The organism is Skermanella mucosa (genome assembly GCF_016765655.2).
GTDB classification, from domain to species: domain Bacteria; phylum Pseudomonadota; class Alphaproteobacteria; order Azospirillales; family Azospirillaceae; genus Skermanella; species Skermanella mucosa.
The window spans coordinates 5688109-5712379 of record NZ_CP086106.1 but is presented as its reverse complement, the minus strand read 5'-3'; the positions used below and the strand labels follow the sequence as shown (position 1 = coordinate 5712379).

19 protein-coding genes are annotated in these 24271 nt (G+C 68.9%); 10 read left to right on the top strand and 9 right to left on the bottom strand.

What is annotated here, in order from left to right; all coding sequences use genetic code 11:
* Window positions 1-65 precede the first annotated feature (65 nt).
* Window positions 66-1430: an IS701 family transposase gene (locus tag JL100_RS26515; protein WP_228420846.1), complete on the bottom strand. Its 1365-nt coding sequence runs from the start codon at window positions 1428-1430 to the stop codon at window positions 66-68.
* Window positions 1431-1488: 58 nt separating this feature from the next.
* On the opposite strand from JL100_RS26515, the gene JL100_RS26510 reads away from it, so the two are divergent.
* On the top strand, window positions 1489-1770 hold the full coding sequence (locus JL100_RS26510) for a hypothetical protein (RefSeq protein ID WP_202685820.1): 282 nt from the start codon (window positions 1489-1491) through the stop codon (window positions 1768-1770).
* Between the two features lie 687 nt (window positions 1771-2457).
* Here the strand turns inward: JL100_RS26510 and JL100_RS26505 are convergent.
* Complete coding sequence (locus tag JL100_RS26505) at window positions 2458-4470, bottom strand: ATP-binding protein (RefSeq protein ID WP_202683979.1); 2013 nt, start codon at window positions 4468-4470, stop codon at window positions 2458-2460.
* 840 nt (window positions 4471-5310) lie between these two features.
* Here JL100_RS26505 and JL100_RS26500 point away from each other — a divergent pair.
* Window positions 5311-6798 (top strand): DUF2264 domain-containing protein, encoded by a 1488-nt coding sequence (locus JL100_RS26500; RefSeq protein WP_202683980.1) that lies wholly within the window; start codon window positions 5311-5313, stop codon window positions 6796-6798.
* Here the strand turns inward: JL100_RS26500 and JL100_RS26495 are convergent.
* The gene (locus JL100_RS26495) at window positions 6762-7730 is read right to left on the bottom strand and encodes a choline sulfate utilization transcriptional regulator (protein WP_202683981.1); all 969 of its coding nucleotides are present in this window, start codon (window positions 7728-7730) and stop codon (window positions 6762-6764) included. The genes JL100_RS26500 and JL100_RS26495 overlap by 37 nt on opposite strands.
* Before the next feature lie 190 nt (window positions 7731-7920).
* Here JL100_RS26495 and betC point away from each other — a divergent pair, with 190 nt between their 5' ends.
* Both betC and choX read left to right on the top strand, forming a co-directional pair.
* Window positions 7921-9456, top strand: a complete 1536-nt coding sequence (gene betC, locus JL100_RS26490) for a choline-sulfatase (RefSeq protein ID WP_202683982.1) — start codon at window positions 7921-7923, stop codon at window positions 9454-9456.
* A 47-nt stretch (window positions 9457-9503) separates the two neighbouring features.
* Window positions 9504-10478: a choline ABC transporter substrate-binding protein gene (gene choX / locus JL100_RS26485; protein ID WP_228421433.1), complete on the top strand. Its 975-nt coding sequence runs from the start codon at window positions 9504-9506 to the stop codon at window positions 10476-10478.
* Here the strand turns inward: choX and JL100_RS26480 are convergent.
* A complete protein-coding gene (locus JL100_RS26480; protein WP_211113170.1) occupies window positions 10453-10905 on the bottom strand; it encodes a response regulator in 453 nt (150 codons plus the stop codon). The genes choX and JL100_RS26480 overlap by 26 nt on opposite strands.
* Window positions 10906-10926: 21 nt before the next feature.
* On the bottom strand, window positions 10927-13047 hold the full coding sequence (locus tag JL100_RS26475; protein WP_202683984.1) for an ATP-binding protein: 2121 nt from the start codon (window positions 13045-13047) through the stop codon (window positions 10927-10929).
* Window positions 13048-13235: 188 nt separating this feature from the next.
* On the opposite strand from JL100_RS26475, the gene JL100_RS26470 reads away from it, so the two are divergent.
* Window positions 13236-13760: a DUF4142 domain-containing protein gene (locus JL100_RS26470; protein ID WP_202683985.1), complete on the top strand. Its 525-nt coding sequence runs from the start codon at window positions 13236-13238 to the stop codon at window positions 13758-13760.
* 5 nt (window positions 13761-13765) lie between these two features.
* Window positions 13766-14620 carry an alpha/beta hydrolase family esterase gene (locus JL100_RS26465; RefSeq protein ID WP_202683986.1) on the top strand — a complete coding sequence of 285 codons (855 nt, stop codon included), beginning with the start codon at window positions 13766-13768 and terminating at the stop codon, window positions 14618-14620.
* A 3-nt stretch (window positions 14621-14623) separates the two neighbouring features.
* Here the strand turns inward: JL100_RS26465 and JL100_RS26460 are convergent, their stop codons facing one another.
* Both JL100_RS26460 and JL100_RS26455 read right to left on the bottom strand, forming a co-directional pair.
* Window positions 14624-16303 (bottom strand): putative transporter, encoded by a 1680-nt coding sequence (locus tag JL100_RS26460; RefSeq protein WP_202683987.1) that lies wholly within the window; start codon window positions 16301-16303, stop codon window positions 14624-14626.
* Between the two features lie 137 nt (window positions 16304-16440).
* Window positions 16441-17274, bottom strand: a complete 834-nt coding sequence (locus JL100_RS26455) for a peptidoglycan-binding domain-containing protein (protein WP_202683988.1) — start codon at window positions 17272-17274, stop codon at window positions 16441-16443.
* A gap of 199 nt (window positions 17275-17473) precedes the next feature.
* Between JL100_RS26455 and JL100_RS26450 the strand changes: the two genes are divergently transcribed.
* Both JL100_RS26450 and JL100_RS26445 read left to right on the top strand, forming a co-directional pair.
* Window positions 17474-17683, top strand: a complete 210-nt coding sequence (locus JL100_RS26450; protein ID WP_228420923.1) for a hypothetical protein — start codon at window positions 17474-17476, stop codon at window positions 17681-17683.
* A 217-nt stretch (window positions 17684-17900) separates the two neighbouring features.
* Window positions 17901-18956: a porin gene (locus JL100_RS26445; protein ID WP_202683990.1), complete on the top strand. Its 1056-nt coding sequence runs from the start codon at window positions 17901-17903 to the stop codon at window positions 18954-18956.
* 16 nt (window positions 18957-18972) lie between these two features.
* Here the strand turns inward: JL100_RS26445 and rnhA are convergent, their stop codons facing one another.
* The gene (gene rnhA / locus JL100_RS26440; RefSeq protein WP_202683991.1) at window positions 18973-19434 is read right to left on the bottom strand and encodes a ribonuclease HI; all 462 of its coding nucleotides are present in this window, start codon (window positions 19432-19434) and stop codon (window positions 18973-18975) included.
* 5 nt (window positions 19435-19439) lie between these two features.
* The gene (locus JL100_RS26435; RefSeq protein WP_202683992.1) at window positions 19440-20417 is read right to left on the bottom strand and encodes a homoserine kinase; all 978 of its coding nucleotides are present in this window, start codon (window positions 20415-20417) and stop codon (window positions 19440-19442) included.
* A gap of 153 nt (window positions 20418-20570) precedes the next feature.
* Here JL100_RS26435 and JL100_RS26430 point away from each other — a divergent pair, with 153 nt between their 5' ends.
* Together JL100_RS26430 and JL100_RS26425 are read left to right on the top strand one after the other, a co-directional pair.
* Complete coding sequence (locus JL100_RS26430; protein ID WP_202683993.1) at window positions 20571-21635, top strand: Rpn family recombination-promoting nuclease/putative transposase; 1065 nt, start codon at window positions 20571-20573, stop codon at window positions 21633-21635.
* 126 nt (window positions 21636-21761) lie between these two features.
* On the top strand, window positions 21762-24266 hold the full coding sequence (locus tag JL100_RS26425; RefSeq protein WP_202683994.1) for an ATP-binding protein: 2505 nt from the start codon (window positions 21762-21764) through the stop codon (window positions 24264-24266).
* Window positions 24267-24271: the final 5 nt, after the last annotated feature.

Sequence of the window (24271 nt, the reverse complement as noted above, 5' to 3'; positions counted from 1 at the left end):
GATGTCATCTCGACTTTGGCCATCCTAAATGGGACTACGAGCGGCTTCGGATTGGTTTTGATAGGTCAGGGGGCATAAGCGGCGGCCTGGACGAGCCTGACGTAGACGGTGCGAGGAATTTGGACGGTTTCGCCGGGATCCAGGGCTGTGACGAAATTCAGGTCGGTCCACAGGGCGATGCGTACGGCAGCCAGGGCGTCGGCGAAGGTCGGGGCGGTCTTGGGGTACCAGGCCGCCCGGCGCGGGGTCAGGTCGAGTTGGCCGGCGAAGGCCTGGACATGGAGCGCGACCAGCGAGTACAGGCCGAACAGCACCGGGGTGGTGCGGAACACCGCCTTGTCGGCGTGCTGGCGCTGGGTCTCGACGCCGAGGTGGGCGCGCGCCTCTTCATAGGTGAGTTCCATCAGCCAGCGCCTGGAGAACCAGCCGAGGATGACCAGCGGGTCGGCCGTCAAGTCGGTGCACGCCAACGCGTCGGGGTCGCGCTTGGACCCGGGATAGCGCACCAGGATCCAGCGGACCGCGACCGGCGGCTCCCCCGGGTGGTGCCACAGCGCGGTGCCGGAGATGAACTCCGCCTCCCGCGCGTGGCGACGCCCGGTGCGGACCAGCAGGGCGAAGCGCTGCCAGGGCTCGCCCGCGTCGTGCCGCCGCTTGGCCAGCTTGGTTTGGGCCTTGCCCTTGGTGGCGGGCCGACCGCCCCGGCCGGGCGGGCGCGGGGCCGGGAAGTCGAACAGCCGGGCGTCCAGGCGGAGCCGGGTCACCACGGTCATTGCGCGGCCCAACTCGCGCAGCAGGCCGACCGAGGCGAACTCGCCGTCCATCACCGCGACCATGGCGCGCCCCGGCAGCCAGCGCCGCACCAGGCGCAGCAGGCTGAGCGCCCACGCCGTGACCGGCCGGTATCGCCGGCCCTCGGCCTGGCAGAAGGCTTGGCTCGGCGCCAGCGCGCTGAGCATCGGCAGCGCCCAGACCTTGCGGGCGAACGGCACCTCGGCCAGCAGCATGGCCGAGACCCAGCGCAGGCCGCGGCTGGTGACCTTGCGCCCGCGCGAGGAGCGCACCGGGTCGTAGTAGTGTGCCGCCGGCCGGACCCGGGGACCGCGCCGGCGCTCCAGGGTGTGGTCGAGCCCGACCACCACCGGGCCGAGCGGGGCGAACACGCGCACCAGCGCCCGGGTGAGCCGCCGGGCCAGCGCCAGCCCGGACCACACGTCGCGGCTGAGCACCCGGTGGAAGGTGGCGAAATCGGCCCGTCCGGCCAGGCCGAGCGCGCGTAGCGCGCCGGCCACGGTGCGCGGGCCAAGCGCCAGCAGGGCGCCGACCGCCAGCGCGGCGGCCTGGGGCCGGCAGGTCGGCGAGAACACAGCGAGCGCCGGGGCGAGCCAGCGGCAGAACGCCTCGGGCAGCGGCGGGTCAGGGCGGTCCATGGTCCCCTCCGGGCGGTTGGAGTGTTGGACCCAACAGTCCCGCCCCGCGGAGATCGCCATGGCCGCCAAGACCGACCCCGTGCTCCAGCGCATCCACGCCCACCCCTGGCCGCAAGGTGGCGTCCGCGCCCGGCGCGCCGGTCACGGCTACTCGCTGGTCAGCACCCGCACCGGCGCGCCGGTCGCCCGCCTGTGCCCGACCGGCGAGGACGACGAGGTCGAGGTCCTCTGGTGGCGACGCGACGCCTGGGGACCCGCCGGTCCCTTCGGCGCCATCATGCCCCTTGATGACGCCCTCGACTTCATCGCCGAGGAACCCTTCTTCTGGATCAGGGCCTGATCAAAGTCCCATTTAGGATGGCCAAAGTCGAGGTCATCATTTGTCATCATTCGCCAGGGGCCGGCGGGGGAGTCGGGGCGCGGGCGTAGTCTCGACTTCGTCCCGTGCCGGCGTGGGGCGCAGTACCGGCACGGGCGACCTGCCGCCGGCTGCGTGGACATGAAGCACGGTGTCGGAACCTGCCAGCGCGCTTGTCGCCCCCCCTGGGGTAAGGCCGGGAATGTCATGATCCGTCATCACTCGCCGTAACCTCATGCGAGCATCCGGACCCGGTTCGTCCATTAACCGCCGTCCGTCGCCGAAGCTGGTACGATGCCGCATCCTTCTTCTTGTTTTCTCGCTGATCCGCCTGGGTAGGCCGGGCAGGTCCGGATCGCTGGCATGTCCGGACGGAAGTTTCCGGGCGGCGGGCCTGTGCCTGGACGGCGGTGTCGGGCATGGCGGGCCTCTTCTGGAGAGATAGAGCGTAGGCTTTTACGCCTATTTTTATAAGATTTCAATCTCGTTCATCGGAGTGGGATTTCTCCCGGCTTGAAACCGTCAGGTTGATAGCCGCCCGGCCATTCACCGGTGCTGAGACGATCCAATCAGGCGGGCAGGGATCTGGTTGCCGCGGTATATTCGCTCTGACCCCTTTTATTCTTGATGCATAGGGATGGACCTGCCTCGGATGTGGCCGAGTCATGTTCATCCCTGATGTGACCAGAATTCGATCTTGAGTGGATTGAGCCCGAGAAGCTCTCGCTCGGCCTGTATTCTACGAACGAATTCGTAAGCACCTCGTGAGTCCGGAACATTAAGCACTTTCAGTGCCGCAAGCTGTTCCAAGGCTAAGGTCCCATGATAGGCTAATAAACCCAGAGCTAACTCATTGAGGTTCGTTAAGGCGTCTAGGCTGGGCAGCGACTGGAGCGAGCCATTGGATGAGATGGAGAGCTGCTGTAGTTTTGCCAATCCATTCAGGCTGGGCAAGGTCTTTGCTTCACCGTCTCCGGATATGCCTAAGGATATGAGCGGATCGAATGCGGAAAGATGCTCGGCGAGCACCGATGCCGCGCCTTCGCGCAAGTCGAGGCTATCGATCCGGTAACCCGTCTCATGATCGCCTGAAATATTGAAGCCCTGACTACTCAAGGCCGTAATCGCCTCCCAGACGAGGAGCTTGGGCCAATACCAAGCCAGCAGCGCTGCCGTCATAAGCCAAGCGGCGGTGACCAGCGGCGTCAGGAAGGAAAGCGCCCACCGCCAAGTAGATGGGCGCAGGCGGCCGAGCAGCAGCCCGATCTGGGTGGCGATGAAGTCGTGGGAGATTTCCCAGACCACCTGATGCTGGCCGAGCGGACGCACCATGCCGGTCTGGGCGAGATGGAGCAGGCAGTGCCGCACCCGGCCGAGCGGCAATCCGGTTTCCGCCGCCAGAACGCTCTCTTCCAAGGGCCGCTTGGTGCCGGCTTCGGTGATCATCGGCGCGAGGACGCGGGGGGCGTCGGCGCTGATCTCGGCGGCGCTGAGGTTCTCCTTCAGGTAGCCCTGGATCACCTTTTCCGGGTCGAGGCCGTCCGGGAGCTTCCCGGCATGCCGGGCGATGACCAGACCGAGCAGGTTGAGCACGATCGGCCGGAACAGTCCCCGGGTGGCCTCCAGGGCGGCAGCACCCGCGAGCAGGCGGTCGAACGCGCCCGGCGCCAGTTCGAGCCCGGAGTCCTTCAAGAAAGTCCGCGCCATGGGTTCGGTGAAGGCACCCAGCTTGAACCAGTTCCCGCCCTGCATCAGCGGGGGCAGTCCGGATTCCGGAATGCGCGCCTCGTATTCCGAGCGCAGCACCAGAACCAGCCGGAGGCCGGCGACCGGCATCCGGTCGAGTTCGGCCAGCAGGTCTAGAAACTGCCGGCGGGCGGAATCGTCGTGGAGGATCAGGAACTCCTCGAACTGGTCGAGCAGAAGGACCAGACGGCGCTTTTCCCGCGCGAGCTTGCGCGCCGCCGACCCGATCAGGTCATGGAGGCTGCCGGCCTCAGGGGGGTGCTTCCAGATCAGGTCCGGGGTGCGGAGCGCCGTCTCCAGGGCTGCCGCGGGATCGGCATAGCTGCGGACGCTCACCACCAGCCAACCCGTTTCGCGCAGGCTCGGAACGACATGGGCTTCCAGCAGCGAGCTTTTTCCGGTGCCGGAGTCGCCGGAAAAATACAGGACGGGGGTGGCCGCGTCCTCGATCCAGGCAAGCACCCGGGCGGGCGCGCCGTCAGCCCGCGCGAAACGCTCCCGGTCCCTGGCGGTATAGGGCACCAGACGGAAATAGCCGGGGTCCCTGACCTCGCCCTTGATCACGCGCTCGCGCATCCGGCGCGCCTGAGCGTTCTCGAATAGCTCGCGTCCGAGTTGCAATACCACGATCGCCAAGGGGAGGCCGAACACCATGCCGTTTAAGAGTTCGGGCTGGTCGTTCCGCAGCTTCGCCGCCCAGGACGGGAGCATGCTGTCGATCAGGCCCCACCATCCGAAGACCATGGCGACAAGTGCCAGCAGCGCTGCGGTTCGTCCGAGCAGGCGGCCCGGCAGCGTCCCGCCGATCGCCTTGACGTGCCCGGCGTCGAGCTGCGGCAGCTTGGGCAGCAGGCCGGTCAGGGCGTCGGAGGGTTTGTCGGGTTGCCGGGCCTTGGGCTTCCGGTCGGCCTCGACCGCCGCGTCCGCCTCGCTCATCGCCGCTTCCCCGAGGGCCGGAGGGAGGTGCGAGGCGGGTGTGCCCCATGTCGGCGTGACCGCCACGGTTCGAAACTGCTCATGCTTCAATGCCCTGGTGCGGCGCTACCTTCGGCGATAGCCGCATGATGCCTGCGTACGATCCCCGTCACGCGGCGCGGCGTTCCAGCTTCGAAGGGGGAACCGGGTCGAAGCCGAAAAGCCCGTCCAGGCGGGTCGATCCAGATAACACGGGGTGCGCTGGGGACGCATCTCAAAAATTGCATCATTGAGAGTGATAGTTCGTATAAAGTTTAGTGTGCAGGATAAATTCTCCTGCTTGGCCGGGACGGGGGTGGAAGCAGGGGCTTCGATGTCAGGATCGGTGTGCTGCGCTTCGGCCATGTCGTCAAAGTTCGGCCCATCCGTGGTCATCCGTGCCCCAGATCGACGTGCCGGGGTGTTCCAATTGGGCGCGGAAGGGTCTGGGCGCTGCGTCAAATCACTCTGACCCCTTTTTTTGACCCCGTTTTATTTGGTTCGATGCGTTGGGCCACGGCCCAACCTGCGATCGACGGTCTGTGTCGCCTTTGCCCTGCGCCAAACCGTAGGTTGGGCCGTGGCCCAACGCATCGCAGAACCTGACTCGGGGGATCATTCGTTCCGGCCGAAACACTAGGTAAAATTGGGGGGAGTTCGCTTTATCTCAACCTACGCTTCACATTCGTGTAATCCCTGCGCTACAACCCGCAGACATTTCGGCCCGGGGCATCGGCAATCCGGGTTCATCGCTTCGGCAGTCCGCGCCCGCGCCTTGTGCCGGAGTCTTCAATCGTCCGGCGGGTCAAGGTTCTCCTCTGAATGAAGTTTCAAGTTTCGCGTAAGTCGGTTCTCTTCCTGGTCATCGGTTCCTTAATTCTCGGCGGCGGCGCCTATGCCGCCTATCTCGGCATTCGCGGCATCCCCGGGTGGATGAGCTACGAGGCTGCCGATCCCGAGCCGACGCGGCGGGACGGGGCGCTCCGGTCGGCGTTCCTCGATCCGGCGGCCGGGGCGGAAGAGCGGTACGAGGCCCTGTTCGCCTATTTCATGGAAGGGTACATGACGTACCGATCGCCCGGGGGCGAACGGGTCCAGTATCCCGGCGCGCCGAGCGGGGCCGGCTACGCGATCAACGGTCTCGAAGGCTTCGCCAGGACGGCCGTCCTTCCGGCGGCCTGGATCCGGTCCGGCCGCGATCCGGTGGTCCGGCTCGGCGGCGGCATCGGCGAGGTAGATCTGGTCGAGGTCCTGCGCGCCGGGTTGCTGGCCGGGACGGACAGGGACGGCGACGCCTATTGGGGCGACCTGCGGGACTACGACCAGCGCACCGTCGAGGCCGCCGATATCGCCCGCATCCTGTGGATGACCCGGGATCGCATCTGGGACCGCCTGACCCAGTCCGAGCGGGACCGGATCGCCGCTTGGCTGTCCCCAGCCCTGACCGTGAAGGTCCGCGACAACAACTGGCATTTCTTCCCCCTGATGGTCGGCATCGTGCTGAAAGACCTGGGTGTCGCGGGCGCCGAGGTTCCGCTGCACCACTACAAGGCCATGCTGGGCCACTACCGCGGGCACGGCTGGTTCTTCGACAATCCGGAAGGCATCGACTTCTACAATGCCTGGGGCATCAGCTACGAGCTGGCCTGGATCCGGATGGTCGATCCCGATTTCGACGCAGACTTCAACGCGGATGCCCTCCAGGCGTCCACCTCCAACATCCTCCACCTGATCAGCCCCGAGGGCGTTCCGATCATGGGACGCAGCATCTGCTACCGCACGGCGATTCCGGCCGCCGTCGTGGCGGAGGCCGCCGCTGCACCCGAGAGCGTGGCGCCGGGGCAGGCGCGGCGCGCCCTGGACGCGGTGTGGCGGCATTTCGTGGAGCGGGGCGCCCTCCGGGGCGGGCAGTTGACCCAAGGCTATTACGGCCAGGATCTCCGCTTCGTCGAGGCCTATACGGGCACGGGAAGCTGCCACTGGGGCCTGCGGTCGCTCGTCATGGCGTTCCTCCAGCCGCCCGGTTCGCCCTTCTGGACCGATCCCGAGCAGCCCCTTCCGGTCGAGGTCGCCGACTACGACCTGGACCTGGAGAAGATCGGCTGGAAGGTCTCCGGACGGCAGGCGACCGGCGACATCACGATCGAGATCCCCGCCAACCCGGACATGGAGCATCCGGTCGGCGAACATACGCTGCTGCGCCGGACCCTGGAGACCCTGACGTGGCGGCTGTACCGGCCCTACAACCACGCGGTCAAGTACGACGGCCGGTTCTACACGACCGCCGAGCCTTTTCCGACGCGGGAGTAGGAGAGGGCGACCGGCTGGCCTCCCGCCTCCTCCAGGATCCACTTCCTGAAGACCTCGCGGCTTTCGCCGGCCGGTCCCGGGACGGGGCCGCCGGGCTCGGCCTCGACGATGAAGTAGCCGCGGTCGGCGCGCTCGACAGGGATGCCGAGCGCGGCCAGTTGACCGCCCTTCACCAGCGCATCGACCAGCGGCGACCAGCCCAGCGCCACGCCCTGGCCCATCAGCGCCGCCTGGAGGACCAGGGGGTAGTTGTTGAAGGTCAGGTCGAGGCCGGTCGGCCGGCGGCCGGTCACTCCGTGGATCTCGAACCAGTCGCGCCAGGACAGCCACGGCGCGAACCCGGCGCTTTCCAGGTGGAGGAGCGGCACGGACGCCAGTTTCTCATGGCCGGCGGAAAGGTTTGATCCGGCCAGGAAGCCCGGGCTGCAGATCGGGACCACGACCTCCGGGAACAGGGGGCGCGCGGTGCAGCCGGGCCAAATGCCGGTGCCGAAGCTCACGGCGACGTCGATCGCTTCGCGCCGGATGTCGATCGCGTCCTGCGAGGTCACGATGCGGACGTCCAGGTCGGGCATCCGTTCGCGCAGTTCCGCCAGGCGGGGCATCAGCCACCACGCCGCGAAGCCGAAGTCGGTCGCGACGTTCAGGACCCGGCGGCCCCGTCCGGCCCGGATCGCGGCCAGCACGGCGCCGATCTCGTCCAAGCCCCGGCGCACCACCTCGAACAGGCGCCCGCCCTCCGCGGTCAGGGCGACGCCCCGGTGGAGCCGGCGGAACAGCGGCACGCCCAGGTCCGCTTCGAGCCAGGCGACCTGATGGCTGACCGCCGACTGGGTCACGCCCAGCTCGCGCGCCGCGGCGCTGAAGTTCAGATGGCGGCCGGCGGCCTCGAAGAAGGCCAGCGGCTGGAGCGGCGGGCGGCGGATCGACATGAGCGCTCCTCATACCATCATGATCAACGAGCGGCTTCACGCCGGCCGCATTCGACTGGAATTGTAGTGAACGCGACGGCGCGGATCATCAGGCCGAATGGAATCGCCGGACGGCATCGCCGGATGGAACGTTTCGCGCGGCCGGGGCCTTACCCCGGGTGAGCAGGCACAGCGGAGAAAGGTGGAGTGAATGACAGGGCGAACTGCGGGCCGGCCGAACATACTGATCCTCATGGCCGATCAGCTGACACCGGGAGTGCTGGCGGCCTATGGCGGCGGGCCGGCGAAGACGCCGCATATCGACGCGCTGGCGGCCGGCGGGGTCACCTTTGAATCCGCCTATTGCAACAGCCCCCTGTGCGCGCCGTCCCGCTACGTCTTCATGTCGGGCCGGCTGCCCTCGGCGATCGGCGCCTACGACAATTCGGCGGAGTTCCCGTCCGACGTCCCGACCTTCGCCCACTATCTGCGCCATGCCGGGTACCAGACCATCCTGTCCGGCAAGATGCATTTCTGCGGGCCGGACCAGCTCCACGGGTTCGAGCAGCGGCTGACCACCGACATCTACCCCGCCGATTTCGGCTGGACCCCGGACTGGAGCGACTTCGACCACCGGCCCTCCTGGTACCACAACATGGGCTCGGTCATCGACGCCGGGCTGTGCGTGCGGACCAACCAGCTGGATTTCGACGAGGAGGTGGTGTTCGAGGCGCGGCGCAAGCTGTTCGACATCGCCCGCGGGCGCGACGACCGGCCGTTCTGCATGGTCGTGTCGATGACCCATCCCCACGATCCCTACGCGATCACCGAGGAATACTGGAACCGGTACGGCGACGAGGAGATCGCGCCGCCGCGCATCACGATCCCGCCCGACCGGCTCGACCCCCACTCCCGCCGGCTGCGGCATGTCTATGACATGGACAACGCGGAGATCACGGAGCGGCATGTCCGCGACGCGCGGCGGGCCTATTGCGGGTCCGTCTCCTTCATCGACGACCAGATCGGGCTGGTGATGCGGTCCCTGCGCGACAGCGGCCAGGCCGACAACACCATCGTCGTGCTGCTGTCCGACCATGGCGAGATGCTGGGCGAGCGCGGGCTCTGGTACAAGATGAGCTTCTTCGAGCCGTCCTGCCGCATCCCGCTGATCGTCCACGCGCCCGGGCGCTTCGATGCGCGGCGGGTCGTTTCCTCCGTTTCCTCCATCGATCTGCTGCCGACCCTGGCGGAGATCGCCCATGACGGCGCCGCCCCGTCCTATGCCACGCCGATCGAGGGGCGCAGCCTGCTGCCGCACCTCCAGGGGACCGGCGGCCACGACGAGGCGATCGGCGAATACCTTGCGGAGGGCGCCGTGGCGCCGATCGTCATGATCCGGCGCGGGACGGAGAAGTTCGTCCATTCGCCGGCCGATCCCGACCAGCTCTACGACCTGTCCGCGGATCCGGACGAGCTGGTCAACCTGGCGGAGCGGCCGGAGGCGGCCGGGACCGTGGCGACCTACCGCGCCGAGGTCGCCCGGCGCTGGGATCTGCCGGCCCTGCACGCCCGGGTTCTGGAGAGCCAGCGGCGCCGGCACCTGGTCTACGACGCGCTCTGCCATGGCGAGCGCCGGTCGTGGGACCACCATCCGCCGAACGACGCCTCGCGGAAATACATGCGCAACCACATCGATCTCGACGAGTTGGAAGCGATGGCCCGCTTTCCGGCGGTTCAACGCCGGTAGGCTTGAACTTGGAACTGGCGAGCTTGGAACAGGCGAACTTGGAACAGATGCGAAAGGGACCGACGATGAAGGGAATGAGCGTGGCGGCAGGCGTGGCGCTTGCCGGGTTCCTGGCGGCGCTGCCGATGGCCCAGGCCAGGGCGGCGGACCCGGCCTCCTGCAAGCTGGTCCGCATGTCCGATCCGGGCTGGACCGACATCACCGCGACCAACGCGGTCGCCGGCATCCTGCTGAAGGCGCTGGGCTATGAGCAGAAGGTCGAGACCATCGCCGTGCCGATCACCTTCCAGGGGCTGAAGACCGGCCAGATCGACGTCTTCCTCGGCAACTGGATGCCGGCGCAGAGCCACCTCGCCGGCCCCCTGCTGGAGAACAAGGAGGCCGACCTGCTGCGCGCCAACCTGGAGAACGCCAAGTTCACCCTGGCGGTGCCCGATTATGTCGCGGAAGCCGGCGTCCGCAGCTTCGCCGACCTGGACAAGTTCGCCGACAAGTTCGAAAGCAAGATCTACGGCATCGATCCCGGCGCCCCCGCCAACCAGAACATCGACCGGATGATCGGGGCCGACGCCTTCGGGCTGGGCGACTGGTCGCTGGTGCCGTCGAGCGAGCAGGGCATGCTGGCCCAGGTCAACCGCAAGGCCCGGCGGGACGACTGGATCGTGTTCCTCGCCTGGGAGCCGCATCCGATGAACGAGAAGTTCGACATCACCTATCTGAGCGGTGGCGACGAGTATTTCGGCGCTAACTACGGCGGCACCACGATCAACACCCTGGCGCGCCGAGGCTATGCCCAGGACTGCCCGAACGCCGGCAAGCTGTTCGGCCAGCTCGCCTTCACCACCGACATGGAAAACGCGATCATGCAGGGGATCGAGGAGGAGCGGCAGGACCCGGCGGAGGCCGCGGCCGAGGTCCTGAAGGCCGACCCGGAACCGATCGCCGCCTGGCTGGACGGCGTCACCACCCTGGGCGGCGAACCGGCGCTCCCGGCGGTCAGGCAGGCGCTGAAGCTGGACTGACCGGCGGCCGGGCCGGCTCGGGAAGCAGCCGGCCCACCGTTTGGATCACTTCCTCCGGCAGGAACGGCTTCTGCAGCGTCGCCCAGGCGCCGAACTGTTCGGCGTGGCGCAGGAAGTCGCAGGTGCCGTGCCGTCCGCCGCCCGAGATCGCCATGATCGGCAGGTCGGGGAGGGTACGCCGCAGCTCACGGATCGTCTCGATCCCCTCCTTGGTCGGCATCAGGATGTCGCAGATCACGAGGTCCGGCCGGCAACGGGCCACCTCGCCGAGGCCCTCCTCACCGTCGGCGGCCTCGGCGACGCGGTAGCCGGCCCGGGTCAGGATGCGTGACAGGGTCAGGCGGACCAGCTTCTCGTCGTCGATCACGACGATCGTCTGCGTCGGGGCGGGGGCCAGGGCGGAGGCGGTTGCGGGGATTGAATTCATTCGGGAGCCTGTCGCTGTTCGTCAGATGAAGTCGCAGGGGACCGGTTCGAGGCCGGCCGCCTCGAAGGCGGGCAGGTGGACGTCGAACACCGTGCCTTCGCCGGGCCGGCTCCGGCACTCGATGCGGCCGCCATGGCCGGACACGATGCCATGGACGACGGCGAGGCCGAGGCCGGTGCCTTCGCCGACCGGCTTGGTCGTGAAGAAGGGTTCGAAGACCCGCGCCCGGACCGCTTCGTCCATCCCGGTCCCGGTGTCGGCGACGCTCAGGCGGACCTCGCCGTCGGCGGCGGCCACGGTGACGGTGACTGTGCCGGCGCGGTTCCCGATCGCCTGGGCGGCATTGGTCACCAGGTTGACGACCACCTGGTGGAGCTGCGACGGGTCGGCCAGGACAAGCGCTCCGGAAGCGCAGCGGAAGTCGACGGTGACGGCGGGCGGCAGCGCATGGCGCAGCAGCTCCCAGGCGGAGCCGAGCAGGGTCCCGACATCGACCGGCCGGCGTTCCGGCGCCTCCTGGCGGCTGAAGGCGAGGATCCGGCGCACCAGGTCGCGGGCCCGGGTGGCGCCTTGGACCACCACTTCCAGGTCGGCGCGCTCCCCGCTGCCGGGGGGGAGGCTTTCCAGCACGCATTCGGTCAATCCCAGCACGGGCACCAGCGCGTTGTTAAGGTCATGGGCGATGCCGCCGGCCAGGGTGCCCAGGGCCTCCATCTTCATCGCCTGCTGAAGCTGCCGCTCAAGCTCCAGCCGCTTGGCCTCGGCCCGGCGCTGCTCGGTGACGTCCTGCAGGGTGCCGATGATCGCGACGGTCCGGCCGCCGGCCAGGACGGGCTCGCACTTGCAGCGGCAGCGCCGCGTCCCGCCGTCCGGCCGGGTGAAGTCGAACTCGATGCCGGCGGGCGTCGATCCGGCGACCGCCTGGTCCAGGAAGTGCCGCAGGTCGCCGCGGATCTCCTCGCCGACCAGCTCGAAGATGCTGGCGAGGGTCGGACGGTACGCCATGGGCTGGCCGAAGATCCGGTGCATCATGGGCGACCAGAGGACCCGGCCGGACGCCAGGTCCAGCTCCCAGCTTCCCATGCGCGATACGGTCTGGGCCCGCGTCAGGTGCTGCTCGTTGCGGCAGAGCCGCTCCCCCGCGGCGCGCAGCGCCTCGCTCGCCCGGTCGCGGCGGTGCATCTGGCCCAGCAGCGCGATGGTCAGCCCGACGACGCCCAGTCCCGCCGCCAGCCCGACCAGGGCGTGGCTGCGGGCGCCCAGGCGCCAGTCGGCCAGCGCCTCCTCGACCGAGACGCCGACCACGGCACCCAACGACAGGCCGTCGACGGTGCGGATGCCCATGATCCGGTCGATGCCGTCGAGCGGCGTTTCGGCGTGGAAGGTTCCGGCTCCGGCGGCGGGGGGAGGAGCCTCGCTGAACAGCAGTCCCGTGGGCACGCCGGCGTCGGCGCCCGGCCTGCGGCCGGCCGGGAGTTCGAGGGTCATCACGTGATCGCCGGAATAGAGCGCCACCAGCCCCAGCTCCCCGATCCTGAGGGTCCGGTAAAACGCCTGGAAGTGCCGGAAATCGATCACGGCGACGAGCACGCCGGCGAAGGCCCCGTCGAAGGTCTCGACCCGCAGGCTGATCGGCAGGACCACGTTGTTCGAAAGGAGGCTCGGTACCGCCGATCCCATGAGCAGGCCGGCCTCTCCCGCAGCGTGCCTGCGGAAGTAATCGCGGGACGAGATGTCGGTCGAGACGGGCAGTTCCGTCCGGGTCGAGGCGATCAGCCGTCCGTCGACCCCGGCGAAGGACAGGGCGCCGAGATAGGGCAGGCTGCTCGCGTTCTCCCGCAGGATCCGGCGCACCCGTTCGAAGTGCAGCGCATCGGGCCGCTTGCTCATGCGCAGGTGGAAGGCGGTGGCGGCCAGCACGGCACCGACGGCCGAGGCGGTCTCCCGCGTGTGCGCCTCCAGCACCCGGGACAGCCGGTCGGCGGTCGCGGTGGCGCTGGCCAGGGCCGCCGCCCTGTCCTGCCGCAACTGGAGCAGCAGCATGAAGCCGAGCAGGCTGATGATTCCGAGCCCGAAGGCCTGGGCGGCCCAGCGCTTGCGGGTGGACCGGCGCAATCCTCCGGACCTGTCGCGCGGCCCCATATGGAAGAATTCCCTGCCTGACGATAAGATGTCCCTGTGGACAGAAAGGATTGTATGCTCAGTAAGTATTAATATTTTATGCGCGGCCCGGTATCCTGGAGCTGCCGGTACGGAGCAACGGAGCATCCATGTTGTTCAGCAAGCCGGGGTTCCCGACGGGCGGGACGCAAAGCCATGGGCCAGACACGATGAAGCTGCCAGCCGCCGTTCTTCTCCTGCTCGCCTTGACGGCGGGGCATTCCGTCCTTGCCCGAGCCGACGAACCGGCGGTGCAGGACCGCCAGTTCGTCGAGCGGGCGTCGCGCGCCGGCCTGGCCCGGCTGGAATCCGCGGAACAGGCCTTGGCCAAGGCACAGGACGGGCGGGTGCGGACCCTGGCCGAGCGGGTCGTCGAGGACCAGCGGCCGATCAACCAGGAACTCACCGTGCTCGCGGGCGACGCCGGGATCGCCCCGCTGTCCGCCGAGGCGTCGCCGGCCTCCGCGCCGGGCGTCCTGCTGGACCTGGCGGGGGCCGCGTTCGACCGGGCCTATCTGGAGACCGAGACGGCGACGCAGGAGACGCTGATCGACCTGTTCGACCGGCAGTCGAGTGAGGGTGCCGATCCGGCGCTCCGCACCTTCGCGGCGAACCACCTGCCGTCGCTGCGCGACCACCTGGAGATCGCGCGCGCGCTCGGCGACGAGCTGCCGCCGGCGGCGGCCGGGGAATAGGCGCCATGACCGCCGCCCGATGGCTCGCGCTGCTGCCGGTCCCGCTGTTCCTGCTGTCGGCCTGCGCCACCGCGGAAGGGGCGGGGTCGTCGGTCGGCTGCGGCCGCCCGCCGCCGGCCACGCCCCCCGACAGCGTCGTGGTGGACGGGCGCGAGCGCGCGCTGATCGCCGACATCCCGGCCGGCTACGAGCCGGGCCGGCCGCACCGGCTGGTCGTGGCCTTCCACGGACGGACCAATGACAACGCCCAGGTCAGGGGCTATTACGGCCTGGACAAGGCGGCCCGCGAGCCGACCCTGTTCGTCTATCCCCAGGCCCTGCGGCAGGCCGACGGCACCTTCAGCTGGTCCGATCCCGGCGACCGGTCGGGGAGCCTGCGGGACTATGCCCTGTTCGACGCCGTCGTGGCGCGCTTCGCCGGGAGCTACTGCGTCGATCCCGACCGCATCTTCGTGGTCGGGCATTCGCTGGGGGCGTCCTTCGTCAACAGCCTGGCCTGCGCCCGCGGCGACCGGATCCGCGGCGTCGGCAGCGTCGCCGGCGGCATCGTGCCGTCCCGCTGCCGGGGCAGTGTCGCGGCGCTGATGCTGCACAACCCGGCGGACGAGCTGGTGCCGATCTCCGAAGGCGAGCGGGCCCGCGACACCCTGGTGGCCCAGAACGGCCAGGACGCGGCCTCGCCCGAGCCGGCCGGGGCCGGCGCCTTCCGGTGCGAACGCTTCGCCGACCGGGACCCCGCCAACCCGGTGCTGTGGTGCCCGCACGACCGGGACCTCAATTCCCGCGGCCGCTACTATCCGCACCAGTGGCCGCCGGGGACCGCGGAGGCGATCATGGACTTCTTCCAGGGTCTCCGCTGAGCGTCAGGCGAGGAGCAGCACCATCACCTGGGGCGCCAGGATGCGCAGGCACATCACCAGGGGGTAGACGGTCGCGTAGGCGAGGGCGGGCGCCTCGCTCCGGGCCATGGCGCCGGCGAAGGCCAGGGCCGGCGGGTCGGTCATGGATCCCGCCAGCAGGCCGCACAGGCTCAGATAATTGAGCCGCATCGCCAGATGGGCGAACAGCGCAACGGCCATGAGCGGGACGATGGTGATCAGCGCGCCGCAGGCCATCCAGGCCAGACCGTCGCCATGGACCAGGGTATCGACGAAGCGGTCCCCCGACCGGAACCCCACGACAGCCAGGAACAGCACGATGCCCAGCTCGCGCAGCGCCGTGTTGGCGACCGGCGGCATGAACCAGACCAGCGGCCCCACATGGCCCACGCGGGCCAGCAGGATCGCCGCGATCAGCGGCCCGCCGGCGAGCCCCAGCTTCAGCGGCGCGGGCAGTCCCGGCACCGCCAGGGGCACGCTGCCCAGCAGCAGCCCCACCAGGATGCCGAGGAACATCGGCACCAGATGGACCTGCTGGAGCCGCCGTTCGGAATTGCCCAGCACGCCGGCGACCTGCCGGATATGCTCCGGCGTGCCGATGACGTTGACGATGTCTCCGAACTGGAGCCTGAAGGCGGCGTCCGGCACCAGCTCGACCCCCGACCGCACCACGCGCGAGATGCGGACGTCGTAGGAGTCCTGGACGTTCAGCGCCGCGATCGACCTGCCCAGCACCTGGGCGTTGGTCACCACCACCCGCGCCCAGGTGAGGTCGGTTCCCTTGGTGGTGAGCTTCAGGTCGCTCTCCGGCCCCAGCACCGACTGCATCCTGAGCAGGCCGGGCTTCGGCCCGACGAGGTGCAGCACGTCGCCGGCCTGGAGCAGGGTGCCGTCGTGGGGCACCCGCAGCCTGCCGTCCCGCATCATGCGCGAGACGATCACGCCGCAATCCGCCAGTCCGGGCAGGTCGCCGATCGCCCGGCCGCCCAGCGCCTCGTTTCGGACCGCCACGTTCATGGTCTCCAGCGCCGCCACGTCCGAGCGCCGCCGCTCCTCGAACGCGCGGGCGGCTTCGGCCGGGTCGAGGCGGAACAGGGCCTTGACCGCCAGCATGGTGATCAGGATGCCGGCGATACCGAAGGGATAGGCCATGGCGTAGCCCAGGCTGGGCAGGGCCAGCATCTCCGGCGCGGCGCCGACCTCCTTCAGCACCTGCTGCGCGGCGCCCAGGGACGGCGTGTTGGTCACGGCGCCGGAGAACAGGCCCAGCACGACCGGCAGCGGCAGCCCGCCCGCCAGATGGATCGCTACCGCCGTCGCGGCGCCGAGCCCGACCATCGCCGCCGCCATCAGGTTGAGCGCCAGGCCGGACCGCTTCAGCGCGGAGAAGAAACCGGGGCCGACCTGGATGCCGATGCTGTAGACGAACAGGATAAGTCCGAACTCCCGCGCGAAGTCGAGCATGGCGTGGTCGAGCGACAGCCCCGCCAGCTTGGCGGCATGCCCGACCGCGATCCCGGCGAACAGGACGCCGCCGATGCCGAGTCCGACGCCGCCGAGCTTGATCTCTCCCAGGGCCAAGCCGAGCACGGTGACGAGGCTCAGCATCAGGATAACCTGGGCAACGGCCGGCAGGTCGCCGATCAGACCGGTCAGAAGTTCCATGGGGCGAGGATATCCCGATCGGGCACGGAAGGAGGCGGTGGCCGCGATGCTACGCCGGGTCGGTCATCCCTGCCCAGCGCTTTTGCTGCGATGCAGCAATTTGCCTCGGTGCCGAACAGTTTCGGGCTGCGATCCGGTCAGGAGGGCCTGGTCGCGCGCAGCACCGGAGCGCCGCCCGCCGCCGCTTTGCCGCCTTCGAAGCTAGGTTCCCGCCGCTGGGCCGCGGGGGCGGCCGCACCGGCGGCGGTGCGCTTGCGCGACGGCCGCCGTCCGCTCAGCCAGAAGGTCAGGCCGGCGATGCCGAAGGCGGCGGCCAGGATGCCGATCACGCCGGTGCGCACCCATTCCGGCACGGTGATTCCGCTGGTCGCCGGATCCGGCGCCTCGCGCATGCCCTCCGGCGGGGCCTGTCCGATGGAATCGACCGCGGTGCGCGGCGCCGCCTGGGGAACCGGCTCGCCGGGCGCCGCCGCGCGCCTCACCGGAGCGGGGGCGGTGTAGCTGGAGTTCCCGGCGGTCCCGGACTGGCCGACCACGCCCAGGGCCTGCACGCCCTCGGGCGTGCCGTGGGAATCGACCTGGGTTCTCGGCGCCGCCACCGGCTTGGGCGCTTCGCCGCGGGGGGCCTGGCTCGGCTGGGGACGGCCGTTCGGCCCGGCGAGATTGCCCATGGTCGGCGCCGTCGCGGCCTGGCGTGCCGCGAGCATATGGCTGGTGGTCGCGTGGTCGAGCTGCCCCGTCTGCTTCAGTCCGGCCGATTTCTGATAGGCGCGCAGGGCCGCACGGGTCGGGTCGTTCATGTCGCCGTTGGGACGGCCCTTGAAGAATCCCTTGTCCTTCAGGATGGTCTGCGCCCACTGCACGTCGGCGCTCTTCGGATCGGCCGCGTCGGCCGGACCGGCTCCGGGAGCCGATACCGACAGGCAGACCGCAACGCTCAATACCGCGAGCCGATGCCCCCGGAACCCCATTCCCAAACTCCCTGGCAGGTAACCCTATCTTTCATATCAGGCCATGCCCCGACCGCGCCGCATCTTTTTCGCGCCGGCCGCTGGGAAGTTCGGGTGTGATACGCTGGGGCAACAATCGGTTGGGGTGAAGGACGGGCGGCGCTGGAACCGGAGCCTGCGCCGGAGTGTTCACGCTGCGATCCATCCAAGGAGCAGCGCCGTGGAAAAGAAGCCGGTTCCCGATCTTTCCGATGCCGTGAAGAGCGATCCCGCGGAGAACGCGCGGGATGTCGAGAGGCTGTTCGACGAAGAGTCGGGGCAGGAAGCGCAGGAAGCCAACCTGAAGATGCGGAAAGCCCGGGAATCGGACAAGCCCGCAGATCCGCTCGGCGGGTCCCCGACCGCGGAACGCTTCGGAAGTCCGGATTGAGGACCGAAATGTAAAATGCATGATTTCAGTAGCGTTTCAGTCATGTTTCATGAATACTTCTTTTTCTTAAGGACAGATCGCATATAGTCCACCTTCCGGGTGTCGCCGATATGGCACAGGAAGAAAAATCGGTATGATTATGCTTTTGCTATTCTGGTCAGGGATTGACCTATCCTGAATACTCCGCTCCAGAGTCCATGCATTTCGGAGCGGTTTCATGTTGTCCAGATCGAAGGTCTTGAGCGCTGCGTTGCTCGCCGGAGCGGCGCTCGCGGTGATGCAGCCGCAGTCCGCCGAAGCTCAGCTCACGGTGAAGCTCGGCGGCTACACGACTTTCCGCGCCGCCACCTTCGACAGCGACGCCCCCGGCGCCACCAGCCGGGAGTTCCAGAACGAGGTCGAGATCCATGTCGCCGCCGATGGCAAGGCCGACAACGGCCTGCTCTACGGCGCGCGGATCGAGCTGGAGAACGAGGGTGCCGGCGGCGGTATTGTCACCGACGAGGCCTCGGTCTATCTCGGCGGCACCTGGGGACGCTTCGAGTTCGGCGACCAGGACGGCGCGGCCGACCAGCTGTTCGTCTTCGCGCCCACCGTGGGCAACGGCCAGATCGACGAGGACTGGTTCGACTTCGCCGGCCCGGACATCGACACCGACGACCTGCTGATGCCGACCGATACCTCCGATTCGACCAAGGTCACCTACATGACCCCGGAGTTCGGCGGCCTGCGGGCCGGCGTCTCGTACGCGCCCCAGTTCGACAGCGAAGGGCAGAACGTCGTCGCCCTGGATCCGACGGATCCCGATACGGACAACCTTTACAAGGACCTGATCGAGGTCGGCATCGGCTATGAGCGGGAGGTCGCCGGCTTCTCGCTGGAGATCGGCGCCGGCTATGTCCGTGGGGACGCCAACGACGGGACGGAGGCGGAGGATTTCGACGCCTGGGGCGTCGGCGCCCAGGTCGGCTACCAGGGCTTCAAGATCGGCGGCGCCTACAACGACAACGGCGACAGCCTGATCGAGACCGACGACCCGGACGCCAGGTCCTGGAACGTCGGCGTCAGCTACGAGACGGATGCCTGGGGCGTCGCGGCGCAGTACCAGAAGGTCGACCTGACCGGCCGGGGCATCGACATCTACGCCGTGGGTGCCGCCTATCAGGTCGCTTCCGGCCTGACCATCGGCCCCGACCTGATCTTCTTCGACGACGACGACCCGGAGGTCGGTGACGGCTACGTGGCCGTGATCGCGGTCAACCTGGAATTCTGACTCGGGCGGGCGCGGTTCACCGCCGCCGCGCCTCCTGGAGGCCCTTGCGCGCCAACTCGTCGGCGCGCTCGTTCTCCGGGTGGCCGGCGTGGCCGCGGACCCAGTGGAACTCGATCTCGTGGCCGGCCTTGGCGGCGTCCAGGCGCTGCCACAGCTCGACGTTCTTGACCGGCTTCTTGTCGGCGGTCTGCCAGCCGCGCGCCTTCCAGCCATGGATCCACTTGGTGATCCCGTCCTTGACGTACTGGCTGTCGGTGTGGAGCCGGACCTTGACCGGGCGTTTCAGCGCCTCCAGCGCCTGGATGGCCGCCATCAGTTCCATGCGGTTGTTGGTCGTGTTCGGCTCGCCGCCGCACATTTCCTTCTCGACGGCGCCGTAGCGCAGGATGGCGCCCCAGCCGCCCGGTCCCGGATTGCCGCTGCAGGCCCCGTCGGTATAGATGTCTACGACCTTGGGACCATTCGATTCGGTGCCCATTCCGGTCACTCCAGCCCGTAGTCGCCGGGGCCGCGCACCTGCTGGTGGAAGCGCAGCTTGTTCCAGTACTCCAGCGGGTTCTTCGGCTTGACGAAGGCCCCGGCGGGGTGGTTCAGCAGGTCGTACAGGCGGGTCAGCAGGAACCGCAGCGCGCTGCCGCGGGCCAGCAGCGGCAGGGCTGCCAGCTCCGCGTCGGACAGCGGCCGGACCTTGCGGTAGCTCGACAGCAGCAGCCGCGCCTTGGTCGCGTTGAACGCGCCGTCGGGCTCGAAGCACCAGGCGTTCAGGCAGATCGCCACGTCGTAGGCCAGCAGGTCGGTGCAGGCGAAATAGAAGTCGATCAATCCCGACAGGTCGCGCCCCCGGAAGAACACGTTGTCGGGGAACAGGTCGGCGTGGATCACGCCGGAGGGCAGCGCGTCCGGCCCCTCGGCCGAGGGCCAGCGCGCTTCCAGAAGGTCCAGCTCAGCCGCCAGCGCTTCCGCCAGGCCCGGCTTGACCTCGTGGGCACGGTCCGTGCAGGCCTCGAACAGCGGCCGCCAGCCGGAGACCGACAGGTTGTTGGCCCGGCCCATCGTGAAATCCGCCCCGGCCAGATGCATGGCGGCCATCGCCTCGCCGAGCGCCGCGCAATGGTACGGGGCGATCCGCCGTGGCCACATGCCGTTCAGGAAGGTCACCAGCACGGCGGGCCGGCCGCACAGCTCCCGGAGCGCCTCCCCGTCATGGCCGTGCAGCGGCACCGGGCAGCCGACCCCCTTGGCCGCCAGATGTTCCATCAGGCCCAGGAAGAACGGCAGGTCGGCGCGGTTCACCCGCTTCTCGTAGAGGGTCAGGATGTAAGGCCCGCTCTCCGTCACCAGCAAGTAGTTGGAATTCTCCACCCCTTCGGCGATGCCCTTGCACGACAGCACCGCGCCCAGCGGGTACTGGGCGATGAAGGCGTTCAGGTCCTCGTCGGAGACTTCGGTATAGACGGCCATGGCGGTTCGGCAACTAACCCTTTTCCGATCGGGGGTCAAGCGCCGCTTGGGGCGGGATCCCGGGCCTGCCGCCTGCGACATCGCCGTCCTTGAGCCGGCGGGGGTGCCGCCATACGAAAGTGTGGACGGACGTCCGACCGAAGTGGTGCCCCGATGAACGACGAGAACGACGACGAGAGCGGTGACGAGAGCGACGACGGGAAGGACGGCCACCACAAGGACGGCCACCAGAAGGGCAGCCAGCGGCTGATCCGGCGGCACGACCAGTTCGCCAAGCAGCTATTGGACCAGCCCGGCATCGCCGACGCGTTCCTGCGCGAGCGGCTGCCGGCGGCGGTAGCCGCCTGCCTGTCCGACGCCCCGGCGGTCGACCGGTCCGAGAGCTTCGTCGACGCCGCGCTCCGCGAACGCCGCGGCGACCGGCTCTACGCCCTGAGCACCTGGAACGGCGATCCGCTGCAGGTGATGGTCCTGTGCGAGCACAAGAGCAATCCCGACCAGGGCACCTTCCCGCAGGTGCTGGGCTATCTCGGCGGTACCGCCGTGCGCGGCGCGGTGCGCCGGGTGCTGGCCGACGGCACGGTGCTGATGGTACCGGTTCCGGTCTATGCCGTGGTGCTGTACCATGGCACCCGGACTTGGTCGCTGCCGACCCGGCTGCGCGACGCCTACGGCATGCCGGCCGGGCTGGTGGAGGCCGGGCTGCTGGATTTCGGCTATGTCCTGGTCGACCTGGCGGCCATCGCCGACGAGGATCTGTCCCGGCATCCCGACCTGCAGGCCGGACTGCTGGTGCTGAAATACGCCGGCCGCGACGCCGACCCGCAGGAGACTCTGGAGCGCCTGCTGTCGGCCGCGGCGGGGGCCGGCTTGACGGTGATCGTATCGGTGGTCAGGTATCTGTTCGGGGCGGCCGAGGCCCTGGACCGCAAGCGGTTGAAGGCCATGCTGGGCCGTATCGTGCCGAGGGAGGGCGAGAAAGTGGTGTCGATAGCGCTCCGCGAATATCTTGACGAGGCACGCGCCGAAGCCCTGGTCCAGGGCCGGGCCGAAGCCAGGGCGGACATGTTGCTCAGGCAACTCGGACGCCGATTCGGACCGCTTCCGGAGGCGGCGGTCCGGCGGGTGCGCGAGGCGTCGCCCGAGGACCTGGATCGCTGGGTGGACGACATCTTCGACGCGCCGTCGCTCGAGGCGATGCTGGGCGATCTCAACTAGGTCCACGGCGGGCATACGCGGGAAAACGGCTCATCGATGACCGGCACGTAAGAAATTCATGCTGGAGTCACGCGGACGCAACGCTTTTGTCTAAAAGTGCGTCCGCGCTACTACCAGAGAATGATCGTGCCAGACCTTCGGCCAGACTTCCGGACCGCCGCCTCCGACGATACCCTTGATCCGGTCCCCCGCGGGCGCGATCTCAGCGCCGCGGACATGCTGGTGCCGCTGACGCCGGTCCACTTCCAGACCGCCTGCGAGGCGGTCGTCCAGCATCTCGTCGACCATTCGGAATGGCCGGCCCTTGCGGTGGTCGACGACGACGGCCGGGTCGTCGGGCTGGTCAGCCGGACCGACCTGCTGTCCATCCTGGCCAAGCCCTTCATGCGCGACCTCTATCAGCGCCGGCCGATCGAATCGCTGATGCACCGGACCCCGCTGGTGGTCGATGCGGGGGCCAGCCTGGACGAGATCGGCCTGCGCATCGCGAACGAGGCGCCCGACGCTCTGGTCAACGGCTTCGTCATCGCCGACGCGGGCCGCTACGCCGGCATCGGCACCGCGATCGACTACATGAAGCGGCAGGTCGAGCAGGCGCAGCGCCGCGGGCGCGACCTGGACATGGCGCTCCGCGCGGCGGACGTCGCGCTGCGCACGGCGGAGGAGGCGAACAGGGCCAAGAGCTCGTTCCTGGCCAACATGAGCCACGAGATCCGCACTCCGCTGAACGGCATCCTGGGCAACCTGGAGCTGCTGAAGCTGACCGGAATCGATGTCGAGCAGGGTGAGCTGCTTCATTCCGCCGACGAGGCGGCCCAGACCCTGCTCCAGATCATCGGCGACGTGCTCGACTTCTCCAAGATCGAGGCCGGCAAGCTGGACGTCGAGAAGACCGAGGCGGCTCCCGCCGTGATCCTGCGCGACGTCGTGGTCCTGCTGTCCTCGCAGGCGCGGCAGCGCGACCTCCGGCTGACCGCCACGATCGGCCCGCGCGTCCCGGCCACCATCCTCGGAGACCCGCTGCGGCTGCGCCAGGTCCTGATGAACCTTGCCGGCAACGCCCTGAAGTTCACCCGGGCCGGCGGCGTCACCCTGACCCTGTCCCGGGTGGACGAGGACGGCGAGCAGCCCTTGCTGCGCTTCGAGGTGGCCGACACCGGCGTCGGCTTCGCGCCGGAGAAGGCGGCTTCCCTGTTCGAGCCGTTCACCCAGGAGGATGGTTCGACCACCCGCAGGTTCGGCGGCACCGGCCTGGGGCTCGCGATCTGCCGGAAGCTGGTCGAGATGATGGGCGGCACCATCGAGTGCGACGGCGTGCCGGGACAGGGCGCCTGCTTCTGGTTCACCATCCCGGTCGAGATCCTGGCCCCGCCCGTGCTGCCGGAACTGACCGACACCGAGGGCCTGCGGGTGCTGGTCGTGACCGACGACGCGGTGACCGCCGGATCGGTGCCGCACATGCTGACCGACTTCGGCGCCAAGGTGGAACTGGCCGACTGCGCCGAGGAGGGCATCGCCGCGATCACCGAGGCGCGCCGGGCCGGCCACGCCTTCCAGATCGCCGTGATCGACCTTGTGGCGGGGGAGGGCGCGTGGCAGTCCTTCACCGGCCGGGTCGATCCGATGTCGACCCGCATGCTGCTGATGGCGCCCAAGCCCGACCCGAGGCTGAACCGCCGGATCTACGCCGCCGGATTCGCGGCGTCGCTGCCCAAGCCGTTGCGCCGCGACCAGCTGCGCCACGGCATCGCCGCCGCGGCCGGCCAGTTCGCACAGACCCTTGTGGAGGACTCCTCGGCCAGGGACCTGCGCGCGCTCTCGGGCAGCCTGGGCGACCGGGCCGACAGCCTGCGCATCCTGGTGATCGACGACACCCAGATGAACCAGATGGTGGCCCGCCGGCAGCTCCGCCGACTCGGCCTCGACTGCGACCTGGCGGACAACGGCGCCGCCGGGTTCGAGCTTGCCCGCGCCAACACCTATTCGCTGATCCTGACCGACTGCCACATGCCGGAGATGGACGGCTACGAGTTCACCCGGGCGCTGCGCGCCTGGGAGGCCGGTCAGGGAGAGGGAAACCGTCGGACTCCCGTGGTCGCCATGACCGCCAACGCGCTTCACGGCGACGCCCAGAAATGCCTCGACGCGGGAATGGACGACTATGTCGCCAAGCCGGTGCGGATCGAGAAGCTGGCGGAGATCATCCGCACCTGGGCCCTTGCCCTGCCGGGCGCGGCCACCGTTCCCGTTGCCGATTCCGGTCCCGGCCCGGCGCCCGCTGCCGCCTCCGGTCCCGTGGACCTGGCGCAGCTTGCGGAGATCATCGGCCTGGACGATCCGGAAATCCTGCGCGAGGTCCTGGGCTTCTTCGTCGAGACCTTCCCGCCGCTGCTCGACGGCCTCGCCCAGCAACTGGGCGAGCGGGATCGGCAAGCGGTGAAGGTGGCCGCCCACATGGCCAAGGGCGCCGCCCGCAACGCCGCCGCCATCGAGCTGGCGCGCCTGCTGGAGGCGCTGGAATACGGTTCCCGCGAGGCCGGCTGGGAGGAACTCGACGGGATCCATGCCGATGTCCGCGACGCGGCCTATGCCGTCCAGGACTTCATACTCCGCTACATCCACGTGGCGTAGGCGCC